The sequence below is a fragment of the Psychrobacter sp. VH5 genome, assembly GCF_050572635.1.
Classification (GTDB): Bacteria; Pseudomonadota; Gammaproteobacteria; order Pseudomonadales; family Moraxellaceae; genus Psychrobacter; species Psychrobacter celer.
In genome coordinates this window covers 2,414,318-2,433,827 of record NZ_CP192145.1, presented here as the reverse complement: position 1 = coordinate 2,433,827, position 19,510 = coordinate 2,414,318, and the positions used below count along the sequence as shown (strand labels likewise).

At 45.6% G+C, this 19,510-nt stretch carries 14 protein-coding genes and 2 tRNA genes; 8 read left to right on the top strand and 8 right to left on the bottom strand.

Annotated features, from left to right (window positions below; all coding sequences use genetic code 11):
* Nucleotides 1-53 precede the first annotated feature (53 nt).
* The 5 genes from ACNFVB_RS10175 to exaC all read right to left on the bottom strand — a co-directional run bounded on the left by ACNFVB_RS10175 (nucleotide 54) and on the right by exaC (nucleotide 6,415).
* Nucleotides 54-1,148 (bottom strand): hypothetical protein, encoded by a 1,095-nt coding sequence (locus tag ACNFVB_RS10175; RefSeq protein ID WP_430737410.1) that lies wholly within the window; start codon nucleotides 1,146-1,148, stop codon nucleotides 54-56.
* The gene (locus ACNFVB_RS10170; protein WP_430737409.1) at nucleotides 1,148-2,701 is read right to left on the bottom strand and encodes an AAA family ATPase; all 1,554 of its coding nucleotides are present in this window, start codon (nucleotides 2,699-2,701) and stop codon (nucleotides 1,148-1,150) included. The genes ACNFVB_RS10175 and ACNFVB_RS10170 overlap by 1 nt, the downstream gene beginning before the upstream one ends.
* Before the next feature lie 195 nt (nucleotides 2,702-2,896).
* Complete coding sequence (locus ACNFVB_RS10165; RefSeq protein ID WP_430737408.1) at nucleotides 2,897-3,244, bottom strand: DUF779 domain-containing protein; 348 nt, start codon at nucleotides 3,242-3,244, stop codon at nucleotides 2,897-2,899.
* Nucleotides 3,245-3,762: 518 nt separating this feature from the next.
* Nucleotides 3,763-4,791: an alcohol dehydrogenase AdhP gene (gene adhP, locus ACNFVB_RS10160; RefSeq protein ID WP_430737407.1), complete on the bottom strand. Its 1,029-nt coding sequence runs from the start codon at nucleotides 4,789-4,791 to the stop codon at nucleotides 3,763-3,765.
* A gap of 97 nt (nucleotides 4,792-4,888) precedes the next feature.
* On the bottom strand, nucleotides 4,889-6,415 hold the full coding sequence (gene exaC, locus ACNFVB_RS10155; RefSeq protein ID WP_430737406.1) for an acetaldehyde dehydrogenase ExaC: 1,527 nt from the start codon (nucleotides 6,413-6,415) through the stop codon (nucleotides 4,889-4,891).
* Between the two features lie 284 nt (nucleotides 6,416-6,699).
* Here exaC and ACNFVB_RS10150 point away from each other — a divergent pair, with 284 nt between their 5' ends.
* The 3 genes from ACNFVB_RS10150 (at nucleotide 6,700) to ACNFVB_RS10140 (ending at nucleotide 10,011) form a co-directional block, all read left to right on the top strand.
* A complete protein-coding gene (locus tag ACNFVB_RS10150; protein ID WP_430737405.1) occupies nucleotides 6,700-8,613 on the top strand; it encodes an AAA family ATPase in 1,914 nt (637 codons plus the stop codon).
* 126 nt (nucleotides 8,614-8,739) lie between these two features.
* A complete protein-coding gene (locus ACNFVB_RS10145; RefSeq protein WP_430738519.1) occupies nucleotides 8,740-9,828 on the top strand; it encodes a type I glyceraldehyde-3-phosphate dehydrogenase in 1,089 nt (362 codons plus the stop codon).
* Nucleotides 9,829-9,920: 92 nt separating this feature from the next.
* Nucleotides 9,921-10,011: transfer RNA gene (locus ACNFVB_RS10140), tRNA-Ser, on the top strand.
* A 161-nt stretch (nucleotides 10,012-10,172) separates the two neighbouring features.
* Here the strand turns inward: ACNFVB_RS10140 and ACNFVB_RS10135 are convergent.
* From ACNFVB_RS10135 to ACNFVB_RS10125, 3 genes are all read right to left on the bottom strand, one after another.
* A complete protein-coding gene (locus tag ACNFVB_RS10135; protein ID WP_430737404.1) occupies nucleotides 10,173-10,907 on the bottom strand; it encodes a hypothetical protein in 735 nt (244 codons plus the stop codon).
* Between the two features lie 324 nt (nucleotides 10,908-11,231).
* Nucleotides 11,232-11,561 carry a CopG family transcriptional regulator gene (locus ACNFVB_RS10130; protein ID WP_105243922.1) on the bottom strand — a complete coding sequence of 110 codons (330 nt, stop codon included), beginning with the start codon at nucleotides 11,559-11,561 and terminating at the stop codon, nucleotides 11,232-11,234.
* A gap of 202 nt (nucleotides 11,562-11,763) precedes the next feature.
* Nucleotides 11,764-11,839 (bottom strand) — tRNA-Asn (locus tag ACNFVB_RS10125).
* 617 nt (nucleotides 11,840-12,456) lie between these two features.
* On the opposite strand from ACNFVB_RS10125, the gene ACNFVB_RS10120 reads away from it, so the two are divergent.
* From ACNFVB_RS10120 to betT, 5 genes are all read left to right on the top strand, one after another.
* Nucleotides 12,457-12,801 (top strand): DMT family transporter, encoded by a 345-nt coding sequence (locus ACNFVB_RS10120; protein ID WP_274633097.1) that lies wholly within the window; start codon nucleotides 12,457-12,459, stop codon nucleotides 12,799-12,801.
* A gap of 31 nt (nucleotides 12,802-12,832) precedes the next feature.
* On the top strand, nucleotides 12,833-13,414 hold the full coding sequence (locus ACNFVB_RS10115) for a TetR/AcrR family transcriptional regulator (protein WP_430737403.1): 582 nt from the start codon (nucleotides 12,833-12,835) through the stop codon (nucleotides 13,412-13,414).
* A gap of 135 nt (nucleotides 13,415-13,549) precedes the next feature.
* On the top strand, nucleotides 13,550-15,064 hold the full coding sequence (betB, locus tag ACNFVB_RS10110; protein WP_430737402.1) for a betaine-aldehyde dehydrogenase: 1,515 nt from the start codon (nucleotides 13,550-13,552) through the stop codon (nucleotides 15,062-15,064).
* Nucleotides 15,065-15,222: 158 nt separating this feature from the next.
* Nucleotides 15,223-16,923 carry a choline dehydrogenase gene (gene betA, locus ACNFVB_RS10105; RefSeq protein WP_430737401.1) on the top strand — a complete coding sequence of 567 codons (1,701 nt, stop codon included), beginning with the start codon at nucleotides 15,223-15,225 and terminating at the stop codon, nucleotides 16,921-16,923.
* 354 nt (nucleotides 16,924-17,277) lie between these two features.
* Entirely contained in the window at nucleotides 17,278-19,323 is a 2,046-nt protein-coding gene (gene betT, locus ACNFVB_RS10100) for a choline BCCT transporter BetT (protein WP_298738312.1), read from the top strand.
* Nucleotides 19,324-19,510 lie beyond the last annotated feature (187 nt).

The window sequence follows — 19,510 nt, the reverse complement described above, 5'->3', positions numbered from 1 at the left end:
TAAAAAAGCTGCTGGAGTTATCTGGCAGCTTTTTTTATATATGTCTTCTTAGATTATGACGCTCTCGAAATAGAAGAAACTGGGACGCAACCCCATGCCATCATAATTTCTCCGATATTTTTCCAATGCGATATAACCTGCGGTTCAATATTGAATTTCCTTAAGTTTGATGTCTTCATACTATTTACAGCCCGCTCGAGCATATGATCACCAAACCCGATAATTTTAGGACAACCATTACACCTATAGCATAAACTATTCTTGAAGCAATCTTTATTAGAGAAACGACTAATACTTGACAAAGTAGGTAACCAAAAGGCTCCATGCTTATTGTCAATATCAATAACACTCTGCAAGTTCAACCCATCTTTATGGTCAAAATATGTTCTAAAGAGAGGATTTGATTTTTCTAGAAGCTTTACTTCTTCAAATGTATCTACTTGATTATTATTTGAAAGGGTATTTTCAACTATCTGTAATGGTATTAACGTTTCAATCTCTCTAACGTTAATGATATAAGCTAAATTTTTACCATTATATGCTCTATCCGAAGCCGTAAAAACTGATGAAGTAGATCCTTCACCCTTATGTGGATGAGATTTATCACTATCAATAATGCATAATACAAGCTTACCTTCTTTGACTAAACTGTCAAAAATAGGCTTTGATTGACTTCCACCGCCGTTATGGAATTTGAATTTAACCTGTAGCTTAATTGATGAAATGTGTTTAGTATAGTAGTTAGCTATTAAAGAGTAGAAATCAAAATCTAGCTTCCCTTCAGTCACGATATTAACGGGACTAATATTCTCATGATCACAAAAAAATTTATAACCTATTTTGATAACCCACTGATTAATATTGCGTATGCACTCAAATCCTTCAAAGTCGAAATCAACTATACTATATATAGCTAAATTTTTTACGATACCCCCATATTCTCGTCTCTGTTTTTCAATATCCATTACAAAATGTTTAGTTGATAAACTATAAATATCGGATTTTTTAATACTATCTATAGTTGCTCTATCAAGAAGTACTATATTGTTTCTTGAGGCATTTGTATTCACTATATTTTCTAAGGCTATTATCTTATCTAAATCATTTAGATATGAACTAGGATCGCAGTTTTCAACTTTAAATAGCATTATCTTCGTCCTGAAAAAAAGCCAATTGGCCATTCTTCTAGAAATCCCTCATTATTAAAATGAGAGAACTTTACTTTAGTGGTGCTACTATCCAGTTCTTTCTCAAAAACTACTATATTAACATCTTGTGAGTTTAGTAATTCATCTTCGATACAGTCACCAAGAGTATTTACCATAGTTTGACTATGAGTTTCAAAAATTATTTTAAGTGATAGCCCCCTTTCTTTTGCTGTATTAATGACAGATACAAACATTCTAGCAAGACGCGATTGATACTCAGGGTGAAGATGTAGTTCAGGCTGTTCAATTGCGAATATAATATCAGATTTTTTTTGTCTCAAAGTTGTTTTCTTATTTCTTGACGTTTCCATCCATATAGATACAACGATAGGGAGTATTTGTGAAAAACCAAAACCCATATCGTTAATATTATATTCTCTAGGGTCACTTCCAGCTTTTATTTTCAAAGCATAATGTAAACCTTGTTCTTCAACCTTTACTTGGAATCCAAAATTTTCATTTGTCCATTGAGTAAATAGTTCATTTTCTTTTTTTGGAAGTGACCTTAGAAGCATTGCTAGATTTGAACCTGTGTGATCAATCTCTTTCACTTGCAGATCCTGATGTCTATAATATCTTTCTGCAGTAGATCGAAGAGGTGCTATATATTTGATATTTTTGAAAGTATTTACTAACTCATTATTTATGGTCACTAAAAGGCTACTAATACTAGCAGACAAAGAAAGGTTATATACCATATCACAGATATCTTCTTCTTTTTTCTCTAAATTTTTTATAAATGTTCTGTTGCTTTTGAATATTTTAGTTAGAACATCTTTAATATCATCTCTTTCATTCAAACCAATGCGAGCTAATCCATCTTTTATTGTGGAGTCACTTGTCTTTCCAAAATATTTCTTTATTTCTAAATGTAATATATTATAGAAATAATCGCTTGCCCCTTCATCATCAAATCTTTGATTATCTTTTGTCCAGAAACCTATTAAAGGTAGGAATTGATTTAAGTTTAAATAACCTAAGTCTTCTGAAATCTTACTTAAAGTGCCATCTATATACAAATCACACTTTTTGTCATTGTTAAATATAAAAATATATTTATGGTTGTAGAGTTGCAAACTCAATTTTTTTAAAATAGTTTTATTATTGATTTCTGTAACACCAACTTCCACCACTACATTAACATCTTTAGAGCTTAATATTTTTCTTTTTAAATGGTAGTAGTAGGAGGAGAAGTAATTAGGAGTATTAGGACTGAGCTGAATTTTAAAGTCAAAGTAGATGATATTATCCTTAATATCAAATTTCTTTGCTTCAGAAAAGGCTCCAAAGTCTACATAGGAGCTATACCATAATATAGGACCGGTAGTATGGGCTTCAACTGACTGCCTTAGTAATGGCAAACTACGCAAAAACGTACTTTTGCCGCTACTGTTTTTACCTATTAGCACTGTAATAGGCTTTAGATCGATATAAGGTGAATTATCAGAATCTGCAAAACTACGTAAATTTCTGAGTCTAATTGATTGTAGCATTCTGTTATCTCAATAGAACGGAATTATGTTGTTTAATATATCATAACGGTAATTGCTTGGTATGATGTTTCGATCCAACATGCTTAATTTAAATGTATGTAATGCACTGCGAAAAATGGCGCACGCCAAGGACAGTCCTTTTATGGGTGCGCGCAGTTTCCTAAATGCCGCGGCGTGGTTAATGTAAGCTAATATCTATTTAGCGGTTTCATCATCGATCGCACACACCTCAGAGCGCACAATAAAGCGCTTGCCCTCGGGTATCTCCAGCGAAAAACTGGCGCCGCGACCATCGACTACATCGATAGTTAAGTCAGTATGCTGCCAGAGCTCAAATTGTGCTTTACCCATATAAAACGGACAGCCTACCAGCTTGCCGACCAAAACATCTTGGCCGCCCACGACAAACTCGCCTAAGGGGTAACACATCGGCGAGCTGCCATCGCAGCAGCCACCAGACTGATGAAACATCAGCTCGCCATGCTTGGATTTTAGTAAGTCGATCAGTGCTTTACAAGATGGGGTAGCAGTGACTTTCATCATGATGTCCTTATCATTGGTGGTGTGTCTTGACTGAATAAACTGGGTAAATTGTTTAACTATAATCAATTGAAAATAAAACTGTTATATAAGTTTAAACGCGCTACTGGTATAAATTTTACTTGCGTGCTGCGTTCCCAGAGGCTGCGCAAAATTCATCCCAGTAGCGCTATATTCCTTTTAGAGTGCATCGGCTATATCTGTATAAAATCAGAGGCATGTAAAAAGTCGTATCCTCTTCATTCACACCAAAGATAGCATGCGAGTGAAAACGATACGACTAAGAAGGCTAAATAAAATACAACAAGCCAGTGCTGCACTAAGAGAGAGTCGGCACAACGCAGCACAGCTCTATCATATAGTCAATTCTCAATTCTCAATAAAACAGATATATTATATGTCAACGTGGAATTGGTATAAATTTTCCTTGCGTGCTGTGCCTGCGCCGCTCGATGCTGCGTAAAATTTATTCCAGTCCCACTGTATCGTTTTTATACTGAACTCCCTATACCGTCATGAGTCTACATGTTATAGTCAATGACGATGCGACCTTCGATTTTGCCATCATGCATCCGCGCAAAGATATTATTGATATTTTCAAGTGGCTCAGCTTTGACGGTCGCTTTGACTTTGCCTGCCGCTGCCATGTCTAGCGACTCTTGTAAGTCTAGGCGCGTACCGACGATCGAGCCACGAATGGTAATGCCATTTAGCACGGTATCAAAGATAGAGACAGGGAAGTCGCCTGTTGGTAAGCCGTTACACACCAAGGTGCCGCCGCGGCGGAGCATGCTTAGCGCTTGGTCAAAGGCTTTGGCCGATACCGCTGTCACAAGGGCGCCATGAGCGCCGCCGATCTGCTCTTGGAGATACTCGCCAGGATCGGTGTCTTTGGCGTTGACGATGACTTTGGCGCCCAGCTTTTTGGCAAATTCAAGCTTCTCATCGTCGATATCGACCGCCGCGACATTAAGGCCCATGGCAATGGCGTACTGAACGGCCATGTGCCCAAGTCCGCCGATACCTGAGATCACCACCCAATCGCCAGGCTTGGTATCCGTCATTTTAAGACCCTTATAGACGGTGACACCCGCGCACAGCACCGGGGCAATCTCGATAGAGTCGACGCCCTCAGGGATGATGCCGACATAGTTGGCATCGGCCAAGACATACTCAGCAAAACTGCCGTTTACTGAGTAGCCGGAGTTTTCTTGCTGCTCGCAGAGCGTTTCCCAGCCGCCTAGGCAATGCGTACAGTGACCACAGGCAGAGTAGAGCCAAGGCACACCGACTCGGTCACCTTTTTTGACATGGTGGACGTTGTCGCCGACAGCTGTGATCAATCCGACGCCTTCGTGTCCAGGGATAAATGGTGGACTTGGTTTGACTGGCCAATCTCCTTCAACGGCATGAAGGTCCGTGTGACAGACGCCTGAGGCCTCCATTTTTACTAATATTTGACCGGCACCTGGGGTTGGGATATCCACTTCTTCAATCTGCAAGGGTTGTCCGAACTCATGTAGTACGGCCGCTTTCATTTTATTACTCACGTTGCATTCTCCTTATCGCGGATGGTGAGTTGATAGATATCATATCTACCAACTCATTACTTTATGGCGGCTGCCATAAAGTGCGTGACAGACAGGCTTAAAAGAAGCCCATCTTTTTGGGACTATAAGAAACCAGCATGTTTTTGGTTTGCTGATAATGGTCGAGCATCATTAGATGGTTTTCGCGGCCGATACCTGATTGCTTGTAGCCACCGAAGGCCGCGTGTGATGGATAAATGTGATAGCAGTTGGTCCAGACGCGGCCCGCTTGAATACCACGGCCAAAGCGATACGCCTTATGTACACTACGAGTCCAGACGCCTGCACCTAGGCCGTATAAGGTATCGTTAGCGATTTTCATGGCTTCGTCATCGTCTTTAAACTTTGTGACGGCAAGTACAGGGCCAAAGATTTCTTCTTGGAACACGCGCATGTCATTGGTGCCCTCAAAGATGGTTGGCTGCACATAATGACCATCGCCCAGCGCGCCATCATGTTTGGCTTGTTCACCGCCGACCAATACTTTTGCGCCTTCTTGCTTACCGATATCAAGATAAGAGAGAATTTTTTCTAATTGATCTGAGCTGGCTTGCGCGCCAATCATGGTATCAGTATCTAGCGGGTTGCCCATCTTGATGGCCTTGACGCGCTCGATACAGCGTTTCATAAATTCATCATAGATACTCTCATGTACCAGTGCGCGTGACGGACACGTACAGACCTCACCTTGGTTGAGGGCAAACATGACCAAACCTTCGACCGCTTTGTCCAAGAAGTCATCGTCTTCATCCATCACATCGGCAAAGAAGATGTTGGGGCTTTTGCCGCCCAGCTCTAGCGTCACAGGAATGATGTTTTCACTGGCGTACTGCATGATGAGGCGGCCGGTTGTGGTCTCACCAGTAAAGGCGACTTTGTTGATACGCGGGTTAGAAGCCAGTGGCTTACCAGCTTCAACGCCAAAGCCATTGACGATGTTTAGTACGCCCTTTGGCAAGATGTCAGCGATACCGATGGTCTCTAGCATAAATAGCACGGACGCTGGTGTTTGCTCAGCTGGCTTCATGACGATACAGTTACCAGCAGCGAGGGCGGGAGCGATTTTCCACACCGCCATCAGGATAGGAAAGTTCCACGGGATGATTTGTCCGACCACGCCTAGTGGCTCATGGAAATGATAAGCAACGGTGTCTTCATCGATCTGGCTGATGCCGCCTTCTTGGGCGCGAATGGCACTGGCAAAGTAGCGAAACTGATCGATAGCCAGCGGGATATCCGCCATCAAAGTCTCACGTACAGGCTTACCGTTTTCGTAGCATTCGGCGATAGCGATGGCTTCGAGGTTGGCTTCCATCTTGTCTGCGATTTTGAGGAGCAAGTTGGCGCGTTCAGCGACACTGGTTTTGCCCCAAGCGTCTTTAGCAGCATGTGCGGCATCGAGTGCTTTTTCTATATCGGCTTCTTTTGAGCGTGCCACTTGGCAGATAGTTTTGCCATCGATGGGGCTTGGGTTGTCAAAGTATTCACCATCGATGGGGGCGACCCACTCATTATTGATGAAGTTGTCGTATTTTTTGCGGAATTGGACGGGACTGTTTTCAGTATTGGGATAGGCGTATAACATGAACGACTCCTTGTTGGGTATTATGATGGTTGAAACATAAATATTTGGCCTTCCTAACCAAGCTATGACTCTATCGTACTGAGCTTTGGCGTTGAGAGATAATGACTTTTTATAATGATATATTCCGTATCACATAACTTTATGTTATGCGATTAGCGCCTGCTAAAGTACTTTGTAAAGTGAGTGCAACTGTTATAATTAAATGGCAGTGCCGCACACTTGGGTGCGATGCAGTGCGGTATTTTTACTTCCTATTTTCTTTTATTACTTATTGGTTTGGATATATGCGTCAATCTTCTGCTCTTAATATTTTAAAAACAGGTCAAAACGTTTTTTTGACTGGATCGGCAGGGTCGGGTAAGACTTATACTCTTAACCAATATATTGATTATTTGCGCGCGCGCCGTGTGCCAGTGGCGGTCACAGCCAGTACAGGCATTGCAGCGACGCACATGAGCGGCACCACCATTCACAGCTGGTCAGGAATAGGCATCAAAGATGAGCTGACGGAGCGCGATTTGAGCAATCTATCGCGCAAGCAGTTTTTGGCAGATCGCCTAAAAGAAACAGCGGTACTTATCATCGATGAGATATCGATGCTGCATGCCAAGCAGCTAAACTTAGTCAATCAAGTGCTCAAACACGTGCGCAAAAACGACAGTGCCTTTGGTGGTATCCAAGTGGTCGTTGCCGGCGACTTTTTTCAGCTGCCACCGATTGGCAGTCGCGGCGAGAGTAACCGCGAAAAGTTCGCTTTTATGTCTGAGGCATGGCTCGATGCCAAGTTTCATATTTGCTATCTGTCTGAGCAGCATCGTCAAGTGAGCGAGGCGGCCAATGGCGGACTGGATTTGGATGACATTCTCAACCAAATTCGCCGCCAAGAAGTCACCTTTGAGGCGATTGCGGCACTAGAGGCAACCTATGATCAAGACGTCGATATCAAGCGCACCCGACTGTATACTCACAATCTCAACGTCAATAAAATCAATGATAAAGAGCTGGCCGCCCTAGATGGCGAGATGATGCGTTTTGAGGCGACCTCGACGGGCGATAGTAAGCTGGTCGACACGCTCAAAAAGACCGTGCGTACCCAAGATGAGCTGACGCTCAAAGTCGGCGCTAAGGTGATGTTTATCAAAAACAACACCGAGCTTGGCGTCTCGAATGGCACCATGGGTGAGCTGGTTGGCTTTGCCGCTGTCAAGATAGACGATGGTAAGGGCAATAGCGAAGCCTTAATTGAAGAAGTCGATGCAGACGATGACGCAGAGACGGCCAAAAAGACAGATACGTCAGACAAACAGACGGCAAAAACCAAAAAGCCCACCACGCAAAAAATGCCTGTGGTGCGGCTAAACTCAGGCCGTGAGGTCGTCGCTGAGACAGAAGAGTGGATCATCGAAGATGAGACAGGGGAGGTGCTGGCAAGCTACAGCCAAGTGCCGCTTTGTCTGGCTTGGGCAATTACCATTCACAAATCGCAAGGCATGACCCTAGAGGCCGCAGAGATTGATCTGTCGCGCACGTTTGAGCTGGGCCAAGGCTATGTGGCGCTCTCACGCCTCAAGTCGCTAGCAGGGCTGCAGCTACTTGGCATGAATGAGATGAGTCTGCAGTTAGACCCCCTCGCACGCGGGGCGGACAAGCGGTTTTTGGCGCTCTCCGAAGAGGCGGATGCCAACTATGCCATGCTCAATGAAGAGAGTCTGACACAGGCGCATGACAAGTTTATCTTAAAGTCGGGCGGTACGCTGAATCAATCAGTGATTAATGCCTACGCGGCGCTACAAAAAAAGCGCCGTGAGCAGCAGCAGGCAAAGATTGACAAAAAACAAAAACGCCGCAACCAAGTCGCTGATAAGTCCCAAAGCACCTTGCTGGTAACCAAAACGCTCCTCGAAGAGAGCTTGTCTATCGCTGAGATATCACAAGCGCGCCAGCTGTCGCAATCTACCATCATGCGCCATATTGCAGAGTTAAAATTGCAGGACCCAAGCTTGGCCTGTGACCATCTGCGCCCAGACGATGAGGTAATGACGGCAGTAGGTACCGCTTATATCGCGATCAAAGTCGCCAACAATCCCAATGACTTTAATGATGATGGCAGTGTTAAGCTGCGCCCAGTCTTTGAGCATCTCAAGCAGCGTATCGATTACAACACCATTCGTCTGGCCTTGATTTTTATTACCCCGTAGGGCTGGGCGATGATGTGATATCGTCTCAGTGATTTGCCGTGTTTTTTATCTTTATAGCGATATGTTTTTATGCCTGATTTTTCTAGCGCCACTTATCAACTGACCTCTGATCCAGCCGTCGCCGCGATGTCTTATACAGGCGAGCATACCCAGCCATTACGAGTGGCGATTAATGGCTTTGGCCGTATCGGGCGTAATGTACTGCGCGCCTTATTAGAGCGTTTTGAGGTCTTGGGTCGTGCGATTCATGTGGTGGCAATTAATGACTTGGCACCTGCTGATATTTTATTGCATTTATTAAAGTTTGATAGTGCGCATGGCCGCTTAAGTCAGCTGGGCGTGGCAGCTGAGCTGGTGGTCGCTAGTACGGATGAGAATAAAACCCAGCTGTGCCTGACCAAAAACAGCCTGACTTACTGTATCAATATGCTCTCAGAGCCGGATCCCAAGAGCCTGCCATGGCAAGCGTTAGGGGTCGATGTGGTATTGGAGTGTACGGGGCACTTTCGCTCTTATGAGCAGGCGCATCTGCATATCGAGGCGGGCGCGCAGCAGGTCATTATCGGTGCAGCGCCTTTCGATGATGTCGATGCCTGTATCGTGATGGGCGTCAACAGCGATACCTTGACGCGGGCGCTACCGATTATCTCGAGCGTCTCATGTACCACCCAAGCGCTGGTACCGCTGATCGATACCCTTGATAAGGCCTTTGGCGTCACCTCCGCGATGATGACAGAGATTCATGCAGTCACCGCTGACCAGAATGTGCTCGATCAAGCGCACCGAGATCCAAGACGTGCCCGTGCCTCAGGTCATAACATCATACCTACGACCTCGAGCAGTATCGCTGCCACTGAGCGTGTATTACCGGCGATGGTCGGCAAGATCAATGGTCACTCTATCCGTGTACCCACCATCACCGTTGCAGCGATCGATGTGACCTTTGTCTTTGACACCCAGCCTGTCAGCACTGAGGCGATTCGTGAAGTACTGACAGCCGCCAGCGACGGTCATTTGCGTGATATCATGGCCTATACCGATGAGCCACTAGTATCCAGCGACTTTATCCATCAGACCGAGTCGCTTATCATTGATGGTCAGCAGCTGATGCAGGTCGGTACGCAGTATAAGGTTTTTGCTTGGTACGACAACGAGTGGGGCTATGCCAATAGACTGCTTGATATGTGTTTGCATTTGGCCTCCAGCGGTCATTAAATTCGTGATTTGTGCTCATCGATAAATTAATTTAATTTTTTTAGATTATCTGCTTGCATTATGAAATGATATCTATATAATGATGCACCAATGGAGACGTGGCAGAGCGGTTGAATGCACCGGTCTTGAAAACCGGCAAGGGTTCATAGCCCTTCGAGAGTTCGAATCTCTCCGTCTCCGCCAAATTCGAAAAGCCCCAATCATTGCTGATTGGGGCTTTTTTTTATGGGTGTGTATCAGCGCGCTTTATCACTTAAATAATGACAAGAGAGTGCTTGTTACTTTTTAGCCAGTCTCTTACCTGCGTATTCATTTATATACCCAGTCGTGTACCTAGTGATGTTTTATTTGATTAAAGACTCATCAAAATCAACGTGTTGACCATCTGCTAGTGTCAATGTCCCTTCGCTAATCTCAATAGTCATGTCTCTGGTGTTTCTGATAGCGCGCATGACATTGATGTCCTCAATGCTACTCTCGATGATAATTTTGCCAGACTGCTCAGGTTTGATAGCAGGATCAAACACAGTCAACGGGACATTAAAGCGCTTGCCTTGGGTCAAAGCGATGTCTTTCATCACCAATGTACCCTTAAAGCTATCGATGGCGACTTCGCCGTGGTTGGATAGCATAAACTGGAGCTTTACTTGGTTTAAACTGTCGCTATCACTGCTTTTGACTGGCAAGAGCGCCACAGGGTAGTGTTGCGCATTGGCCGTGGCCGCTTGCTGACTTTTTATGATGGGGCTTTTTTTGCCCGTGGGATTATTGGGATGCAAGCGCTCATATTCACGCTGCTGTATCAAGGCTTGTTTGATCGTAGTGCGCGGCATCGCACCAGACTCATAGGCACCGCTGAGTTTCATGCGCAGCATATAACGACTGAGCAGCTGCTGATCGGTCTTAGGCAGTTGCTCAAAAGTATCACCGAGCTTTTTTTGCCACTGATCAGAGTTGGTCGGAATGGTTTTTTTGCTAGGATCTGCCTGCGGCTGTGAGCACGCAGAGATAGCAGGCAGAAATGCCAATGCCATCGTCAACAATAATGCTTGGTTAAAACGCGGATAGAAACCTCCCATCGTACACCTCCGTGTCAATTTGTTTTGCACCAACGACCGTGATTGTCATCGGCTTTTTTTATAAGTAGGGCTGGTTTTAATATAGCTGGTTTTTTTTTGGTGTTGTGTTGGATTATGGCTAAAGACTGTGTGTGGGCGACAACCATCATTTGGCGCATAAAAAAGACTGAGCGCCATGGGCAAGCTCAGTCTTTTGGTACGCAGCCTATCTAGTTCATCATTAAGAAAGCGGTTTTTTATACTGTCGCTTATGTATCGTCGATTATATATTGTTGTCTATATATAGTCGGCAGTATATCGAATCGGCTTTCTTAATCATCTATGCTAATCATCGTTTTGTAGCTCGGATAGGGGGTGGGAGATGTTGTTATTGTGAGTCACCACGATGGCCTCATCGATGATGCGTTGACTGACGCCGCGCTTGCGCAAAGACTCGATAAACACTTCATCGTGCGCTAGGGTATAGTCTTGATGATCACGATCAAGCCCTTGACGGATGTATAGGCGAATCAGTCCTTGAATACGCTTAAAGCCCAGCTCTTTTGAGGTGGTCTCTAATAATGCGATCATCTCTTCAGACAGCCGAATACTGACCGGGCGCATGATTTTTTGCGGATGGTCAGAAAACTTATTTTTTACACGTGCAGGTATCATAATAAACCATTATTTTTAGTGAGTAGGAGTAAAATATTCAGACAAAACGAGCCCAAGCAAACTACTCTTACCATACAACAAAATCGTCCAAATGAACACCGCAGCGGTATTTATATCACTGATTTCATAAGAGAATTGTCTGAGCCAAAAATGACGGCCATAAAAAAACCTTCATCAAATAATGATGAAGGTTTTTCGTATATGGCTCTCCAACCTGGGCTCGAACCAGGGACACACGGATTAACAGTCCGTTGCTCTACCAACTGAGCTATTGGAGAATAAGCTGTGATAACGGTAAATATGACAAGCTAAAAGTAATTGCTGTCTGCGTTATGTGGGGCACATTTTAGCCAAGTCGTTATAGGCTGTCAACCTTATTTTGACATAATTTGCAAATATTCTTTAGTTGTTGTGAAGTTTGACTGCCAGCCCTCAGTCCTTGGCGCATTTTAGCGATAAAAACGACCCTAATATGTCATAAGCGCACCTCAGAATGATGTATCTATAAGACGGCGCGTTAGGGCGGATAGGTCTGGATATGGATGGGCTTAATAGTGTGTCTGTTTTGTTAAAGTCTCCATCTACCTGCGGCATGTAACAAAAAAATAGCAGCGATATGCTACTTTTATTTATGGCTCAAGCAATCTGCTGTCAGCGTTGGTTATCAAGCTTTTGCGGGTAATTTGATTAGACAATTTGGCTATCTTTTTGAATATAAAAGCAATCTGCACATCGCTTGAAACAAAAAAACTGCTGGGCTGCCCTTCACATTGCTGGATTATTTCTATAAAATACCGACCGTGTGGTTTCTTTTGGGGCTGCATTCTATTATTTATTGCTTATCCATTTCACTCAATCAAGCGTGTACGCTGGATTTAACACAGGTGTCTTAGCTATGAGTCCTACCATCATTGCTTACGGTTATCTCGCTATCGCTATCATTTGTGAAGTGGTTGGCACGACCTTTTTGGTCAAGTCAGAGCAATTTACCCGTTTGGTGCCGACCTTGATTATGGGCGTGCTTTATGCCATCTCGTTTTATTTGTTGACCCAGACCATCAAGACCATACCACTTGGCATCGCCTATGCGCTGTGGGGCGGTCTGGGGATTGTGCTGACATCACTAGTCGGGGTGTTCTTTTTTAAGCAAAGTCTCGATACCGCGGCGGTGGTCGGTATTGCGATGATCGTCGGTGGTGTGGTGGTGATGAACCTATTGTCAAACTCGGTGGTGCACTGACAGGTAGATAAAAATGAACATGGACACAAAAATGGAAACGAAAAACGCGCATAAACGTAAAAAACAGCCAGAGCTGGTGCGGCGGGCGCTGCTCGATGAGGCAGCGCGTATCACGCTAGAGCAGGGCTTGTCTAAAGTGACCTTTCAAGCGGTGGCAGATGCCGTCGGCGTGACCAAAGGCGGAGTGATGCATCATTTTGCTACCAAGGATACGCTTATCTTAGAGGTGTTTTATGATGCGATGGCCAAGTTTGAGGCAGAAGTCAATGCTGCCATGGCAAAGGATCCGGTCAGCTACGGCTCGTTTACCCGCGCTTATATCGACGCCACCATCAGCTTAGGCGAAAAAGGGCAGGCCGAGTTTAATAGCCAAGCGACTTTGTATGTGTTGATGCTAGGAGACCGGATGCTACGCGAACGCTGGGCTGAGTGGTCAAATGAGCAGCTAAAAAAATATGCCGCTACCGACAATAGCGAAACGCTATGTATGGTACGTCTGGTCGCCGATGGTATTTGGCTCTCTGACTTTTCGGGTATCGATATCTCGGACAAGGCCTCAATACGTGAGCGCTTGATAAATATGACGCAGCAAGACTTTGATAAACCGTTTTGATAAATGACTTTGACCAATAACTTGATAAACAGCTTTGGTCAATAACACGCACATAGAAAATTTTATCTTTAACCTATGACGGCATGATTGACTGAACGCTTTTTTATAAATTCTCAGTCGCCTTAAGGAAAACTTATGACAACTACTCAGACAAACGTAAATAATTTACAAGATATTATTGATTTAACACAAACGCAGACCGCTTATATTAACGGTCGCTATCTGGCGGTCGATGATTCTTTAACGACTTTTGACGATATCAATCCAGCGACAGGTGAAGTGCTGGCGAGCATTCAGCAAACCACTGCCGAGCAAATCGATGAAGCGGTAAAAGCGGCGCAACAAGGGCAAAAAGTGTGGGCGGCAATGACCGCAGTTGAGCGTGGCCGTATTTTGTCAAAGGCAGTTGCGATATTGCGCGAGCGTAATGATGTACTGGCATTGCTTGAAACCAAAGACACCGGCAAAGCGCTGTCTGAGACTAAGTATGTCGATATCGTCACAGGTGCCGATGTTGTTGAATACTATGCAGGACTTGCGCCAATGATTGAAGGTCGTCAGATTCCACTGCGTGACACGAGCTTTGTCTATACGCGCCGTGAGCCACTCGGCGTCGTCGCTGGTATCGGCGCATGGAACTATCCGATTCAGATCGCGATGTGGAAGGCCGCGCCAGCGTTGGCTGCAGGTAATGCGATGATTTTTAAACCCTCAGAAGTTACGCCACTGACGGCACTTAAACTGGCGGAAATCTTTACTGAGGCAGGCATGCCAGATGGCGTCTTTAACGTCGTACAAGGCGATTATAAAGTAGGCGAAGCACTCACCCAGCATCCTGATATTGCCAAAGTCTCGTTTACAGGCGGCGTGCCAACGGGCAAAAAAGTCATGGCGAGCGCGGCATCATCGTCTCTCAAAGACGTAACCTTAGAGCTGGGCGGTAAGTCGCCATTGATTATTTTTGACGATGCCGATATCGATATGGCAGCGGATATTGCCATGATGGCGAACTTCTATAGTACCGGTCAGGTCTGTACCAATGGCACGCGTGTATTTATCCCAAAAGCGCTACAAGCCAAGTTTGAAGAAGCGATCTTGACGCGGGTCAAACGTATCAAACTCGGCGATCCGATGGATGAAGATATCAATATGGGACCACTAGTGAGCTTCCCGCATATGGAGCGTGTGCTTGGCTATATCGAGCAAGGTAAAGCGGGTGGCGCGCGTCTATTGGCGGGCGGTGAGCGAGTGACGACAGACGAGCTGGCTAAAGGCGCGTATGTCGCGCCAACGGTGTTTACCGATTGCACCGATGACATGGCTATCGTGCGTGAAGAAATCTTTGGCCCTGTGATGTCGATATTGACTTATGAGACTGAGGAAGAAGTCATTCGCCGTGCCAATGATACCGAGTACGGCTTGGCGGCAGGGGTGGTAACCAAAGATCTAACCCGCGCGCATCGCGTCATCGGACAGATAGAGGCGGGTATCTGCTGGCTAAATACTTGGGGCGAGTCGCCTGCGCAAATGCCAGTTGGCGGTTATAAGCATTCAGGTATCGGCCGCGAAAACGGCATCGAAGCCCTTGAGCATTATACGCAGACCAAATCTATCCAAGTAGAGCTGGGTAAGTTTGAGTCGGTATTTTAATAGCTTGTTAACTGCTTGTTTTTTAACCACCTGTTTTAACCACTTGTTTTAATGTACAAAGAAAGCTGTCGTTAGTAAGCACGTCATGTCGGTAAATACGCCGGCATGATGTGAGCTTACTGATGACATGACGTATTTTTACTATTATGGAGCGTTTTATGACAGCAACCACACCTGAATATGACTACATCATTGTCGGTGCAGGCTCAGCCGGAAACGTGCTGGCCACGCGCTTGACCGAAGATGCCAACATTAAGGTGTTGCTATTAGAAGCGGGTCGACCTGATTATCGACTAGACTTTCGTACGCAGATGCCAGCGGCGCTCGCGATGCCGCTACAAGGCACTACGTATAACTGGGGCTACAAAACCGATCCTGAGCCATATATGAATAACCGTGTCATGGACTGTGGCCGCGGTAAAGGGCTGGGCGGCTCATCACTCATCAATGGCATGTGCTATATCCGTGGTAATGCGCTCGATTTTGACGACTGGGCCAAAATCAAGGGCTTAGAAGACTGGACGTATCTCGACTGCTTGCCGTACTTTAAAAAATCAGAGAACCGCGACGCAGGCGAAAACGACTATCATGGCGTCGGTGGTCCGGTAGAAATGACCACCTCAAAACCTGGGGTCAATCCGCTGTTTGAAGCGATGATTGAAGCGGGCGTGCAGGCAGGCTATCCGCGTACAGAGGATCTAAACGGCTATCAGCAAGAAGGCTTCGGGCCAATGGATCGTTTTGTCACGCCTAATGGTCGCCGCGCATCAACGGCTCGCGGGTATCTCGACCGTGCCAAACCACGTAGCAATATCACCATTTTGACCGGTGCCTTGACCGATGTGATTTTATTCGATGGTAAGCGTGCGGTCGGCGTCAAAGTTGAGCATCAAGGTCAAACCAAAAAATTCTATGCCGCTCGTGAAGTGATCGTCTCATCAGGTGCTATCGCTTCGCCGCAATTATTGCAGCGCTCTGGTATTGGCCCTGGTCAGTGGCTCAAAGACTTGGGTATTAATGAGGTTTTAGAGTTGCCGGGTGTCGGTAATAATCTACAAGACCATTTAGAGCTGTATATGCAGTATGAATGTAAACTGCCGGTGTCGATTGCCCCTGCCAATAAATGGTGGAATAAACCTGCGATTGGTGCTGAGTGGTTGTTTAATGGTACTGGTCTTGGCGCGTCCAATCAGTTTGAGGGTGGCGGATTTATCCGTACCGATGAGAAGTTTACTCACCCCAATATCCAGTATCACTTCTTGCCATTAGCGGTGCGTTACGATGGTCGTAGTGCGGTGAAATCGCACAGCTTCCAAGCGCACGTGGGCTCACTACGGTCGCCAAGTCGTGGCCGCGTCAAGCTCATCTCAAAAGACCCAAATGCGCATCCAAGCATTTTATTTAACTATATGTCGCACGAGCAAGATTGGCAGGAGTTCCGCGCAGCGATGCGTATCACTCGCGAGATTATGCATCAGCCAGCGCTTGACCCATATCGCGGCCGTGCTATCGCGCCGACCGATGATCTGGTGACCGATGCGCAGCTCGATGAGTATGTCCGCAATCATAGCGAGACCGCTTATCATCCGTCGTGTACCTGTGCGATGGGTGAGGGTAATGATTCGGTGGTCAATGGTGAAGGGCTGGTACACGGTATCGATGGTCTGCGTGTCGTTGATGCGTCGATTATGCCAAATATCATCAGTGGCAACTTAAATGCTACCACCATTATGCTGGCCGAAAAAATCGTTGATAAGATGCGCGGTAAACAATTACCACGCTCGACAGCGGATTATTATGTCGCCAATGGCGCACCGCTCAGAGCTGAGCCGATGCGTGCTTATCATACGACTGCATAAATAAACGTGCCAGCGAGTAGGCACGATATAAGGATAATATAACGTCAATTCCAAATAAAAGGCCTTTCAACGTAAAGGTCTTTTTTATCAGTGCAAATTTGCTGGCACCCTTGTGAGCACTGATATCATCAGTACCGCACGCAAATGAGCATATCGGTTTTATTTTGCGCTGATTATCTTTTCATTGTTTTTTAACGGTGGTGCTAAGGGGTCTGCGGACTGTTTAGCAAATTTTTATTGATTGGTACTGCTTTGTGCATCCTGCGCTTATATAGATAACGTGGTAACTCTACACTATGTTATGACGGACAAAGCATTATCAGATCCTGTTTCATTTACCTATTGAGGTCTTTTATGTACAGCTCGCCATCAGAAGATGCGACGAAACCCTTGAGCCTAAATAAGACAGTTTTTTTAGGCTCAGCGATTATTTCTATTTTATTGATTATTTGGACGATTGCCTTGCCAGATTATAGTGAGGCATTATTAAGCGCGAGCATGGCGTGGGTATCAGAGAGCTTTGGCTGGTATTACATGCTGGTGGTGGCTGCTTATAGTATATTTGCTTTGTTTGTGGGCTTTTCAAAATACGGCGATATCAAGCTGGGACAAGACCACGAAAAGGCGCAGTTTCCCTTTTTGGCGTGGGCAGCGATGCTATTTTCGGCCGGTATTGGTATCGATTTATTGTTTTTTGGTGCCTCTGAGCCATTGATGCATTATCTCACGCCGCATACGGGGTTAGAGCCTGCCAGTGCCGAAGCGATGCGCCAAGCGTTATCTCAGACTTTTTTGCATTGGGGTTTGCATGGCTGGGGTATTTATGCGCTTATCGGTATGGCGCTAGCGTACTTTGCCTATCGCAAAAACATGCCGCTGGCGCTACGCTCACCGCTGACGCCTATCTTTGGCGAGCGCCTAGTCAAAGGCTGGCTGGGTGATGGCATTGATACCTTTGGTGTGGTCTGTACCTTGATGGGGATTGCCACCAGCTTAGGCATCGGCGTGCTGCAGGCTAATGCAGGCTTGACCCATGTCTTTGGTATCGAGTCGAGCAAGATGGTGCAGAGCTTGATCATCTTAGGCGTAGTAGCTGCTGCGGCTATCTCAGCGATGACTGGTGTAGAGCGAGGGGTACGCCGTCTATCTGAATTCAATATGCTCTCGTCGATATTGCTATTAATCGCGATACTGGTGATGGGCAATACGGTGTACTTGCTCAATACCTTTACCCAAAGTATCGGTCAGTATTTCCAAACCATCGTTTTCAAAACATTCGACGTCTATGCCTATGACGGCAGCGCTGGTGCCGATTGGAAATCAGGCTGGACGATATTTTTCTGGGCATGGTGGGTGGCTTGGGCGCCGTTTGTCGGTTTGTTTATCGCGCGTATCAGCCGTGGCCGTACCTTGCGTGAGTTTGTCTTTGGTGTGATGTTTATCCCGCTGGGCTTTATCTTTGCTTGGTTTTCTATCTTTGGCAATTCAGCGATAGACTTGGTCGCCAATGGTGCGACAGAGCTGGGTGAAATCGCTATCAATGACGCGGCGATGGGCATGTTTGCCTTGTTTGAGTACTTCCCTTTTAGTGATGTTTTATCATTCGCTGGCGTGGTCATTGGGCTTATTTTCTTTGTCACTTCAGCGGACTCTGGTGCGCTAGTACTGGCCAATCTTAGCTCAAAAGGTATGACCAATGATACTGATGCACCGGTTTGGTTGCGCCTATTTTGGGCAGCGGCCACCGGTCTGATCACTTTAGGTTTGCTGTTCGCCGGCGGGTTTGCTTCGTTGCAGTCGGTGTCTGTCATCGCAGGTTTGCCATTTTCGCTGATTTTGGTGCTTTACATGATGTCGATGTGGCGCAGCCTAAAAGAAGAGGGCAATAAGCGTAAAGCCAGTACGGTCGGCACCGCAAACGTGCTTGACAGTGGTAAGAGCTGGAAAGCGCGTCTGCAGCGTATTGTTAGTTTTCCAAGTCATACGCAAGTCGAGCGGTTTTTACAAAACATCGTCAAACCTGCCATGAGTGATGTCGAAAAAGAGCTAAGAGCTGGCGGTCTAAAGACGTCATTGGATGTGCGAAATCTGGCCAATATTGGCGACGATCTCGATGCAGGTCTAGACGATGACAATGGTCAAATAGATGGTATCAAGCTGCGCGTCGGTCATGGCGATGAAGATGACTTTATTTATGAGGTCAATCTCATCAAAGCTGAGCGTCCAAACTTTACCTTAAACACCTCAACCAAGCATGCTGAGTTTTACTACCGTGCTGAGGTGTTTTTAAGTGATGGCTCACAGGAGTACGACTTGGTTGGCTACACCAAAGAGCAAGTGCTGGTCGATATTCTGCATCAGTATGAGCGCCATTTGCAGTATCTACATTTAGAGCGTTAATGAGCTAGATGTTGAATAACCAGATGTCAACTGGCTAGATACCGTGACAAAATTGTCTTTTAGATGACCCCATAAGTTACAGTTAGCTTATGGGGTTTATTTATGAGCTGGCGATAGGTAAATAGGTGGTATAAGTTAAAATATATAGAGATAAGTTGTAAAGTATAGTCAGTGAAACATGGTATCT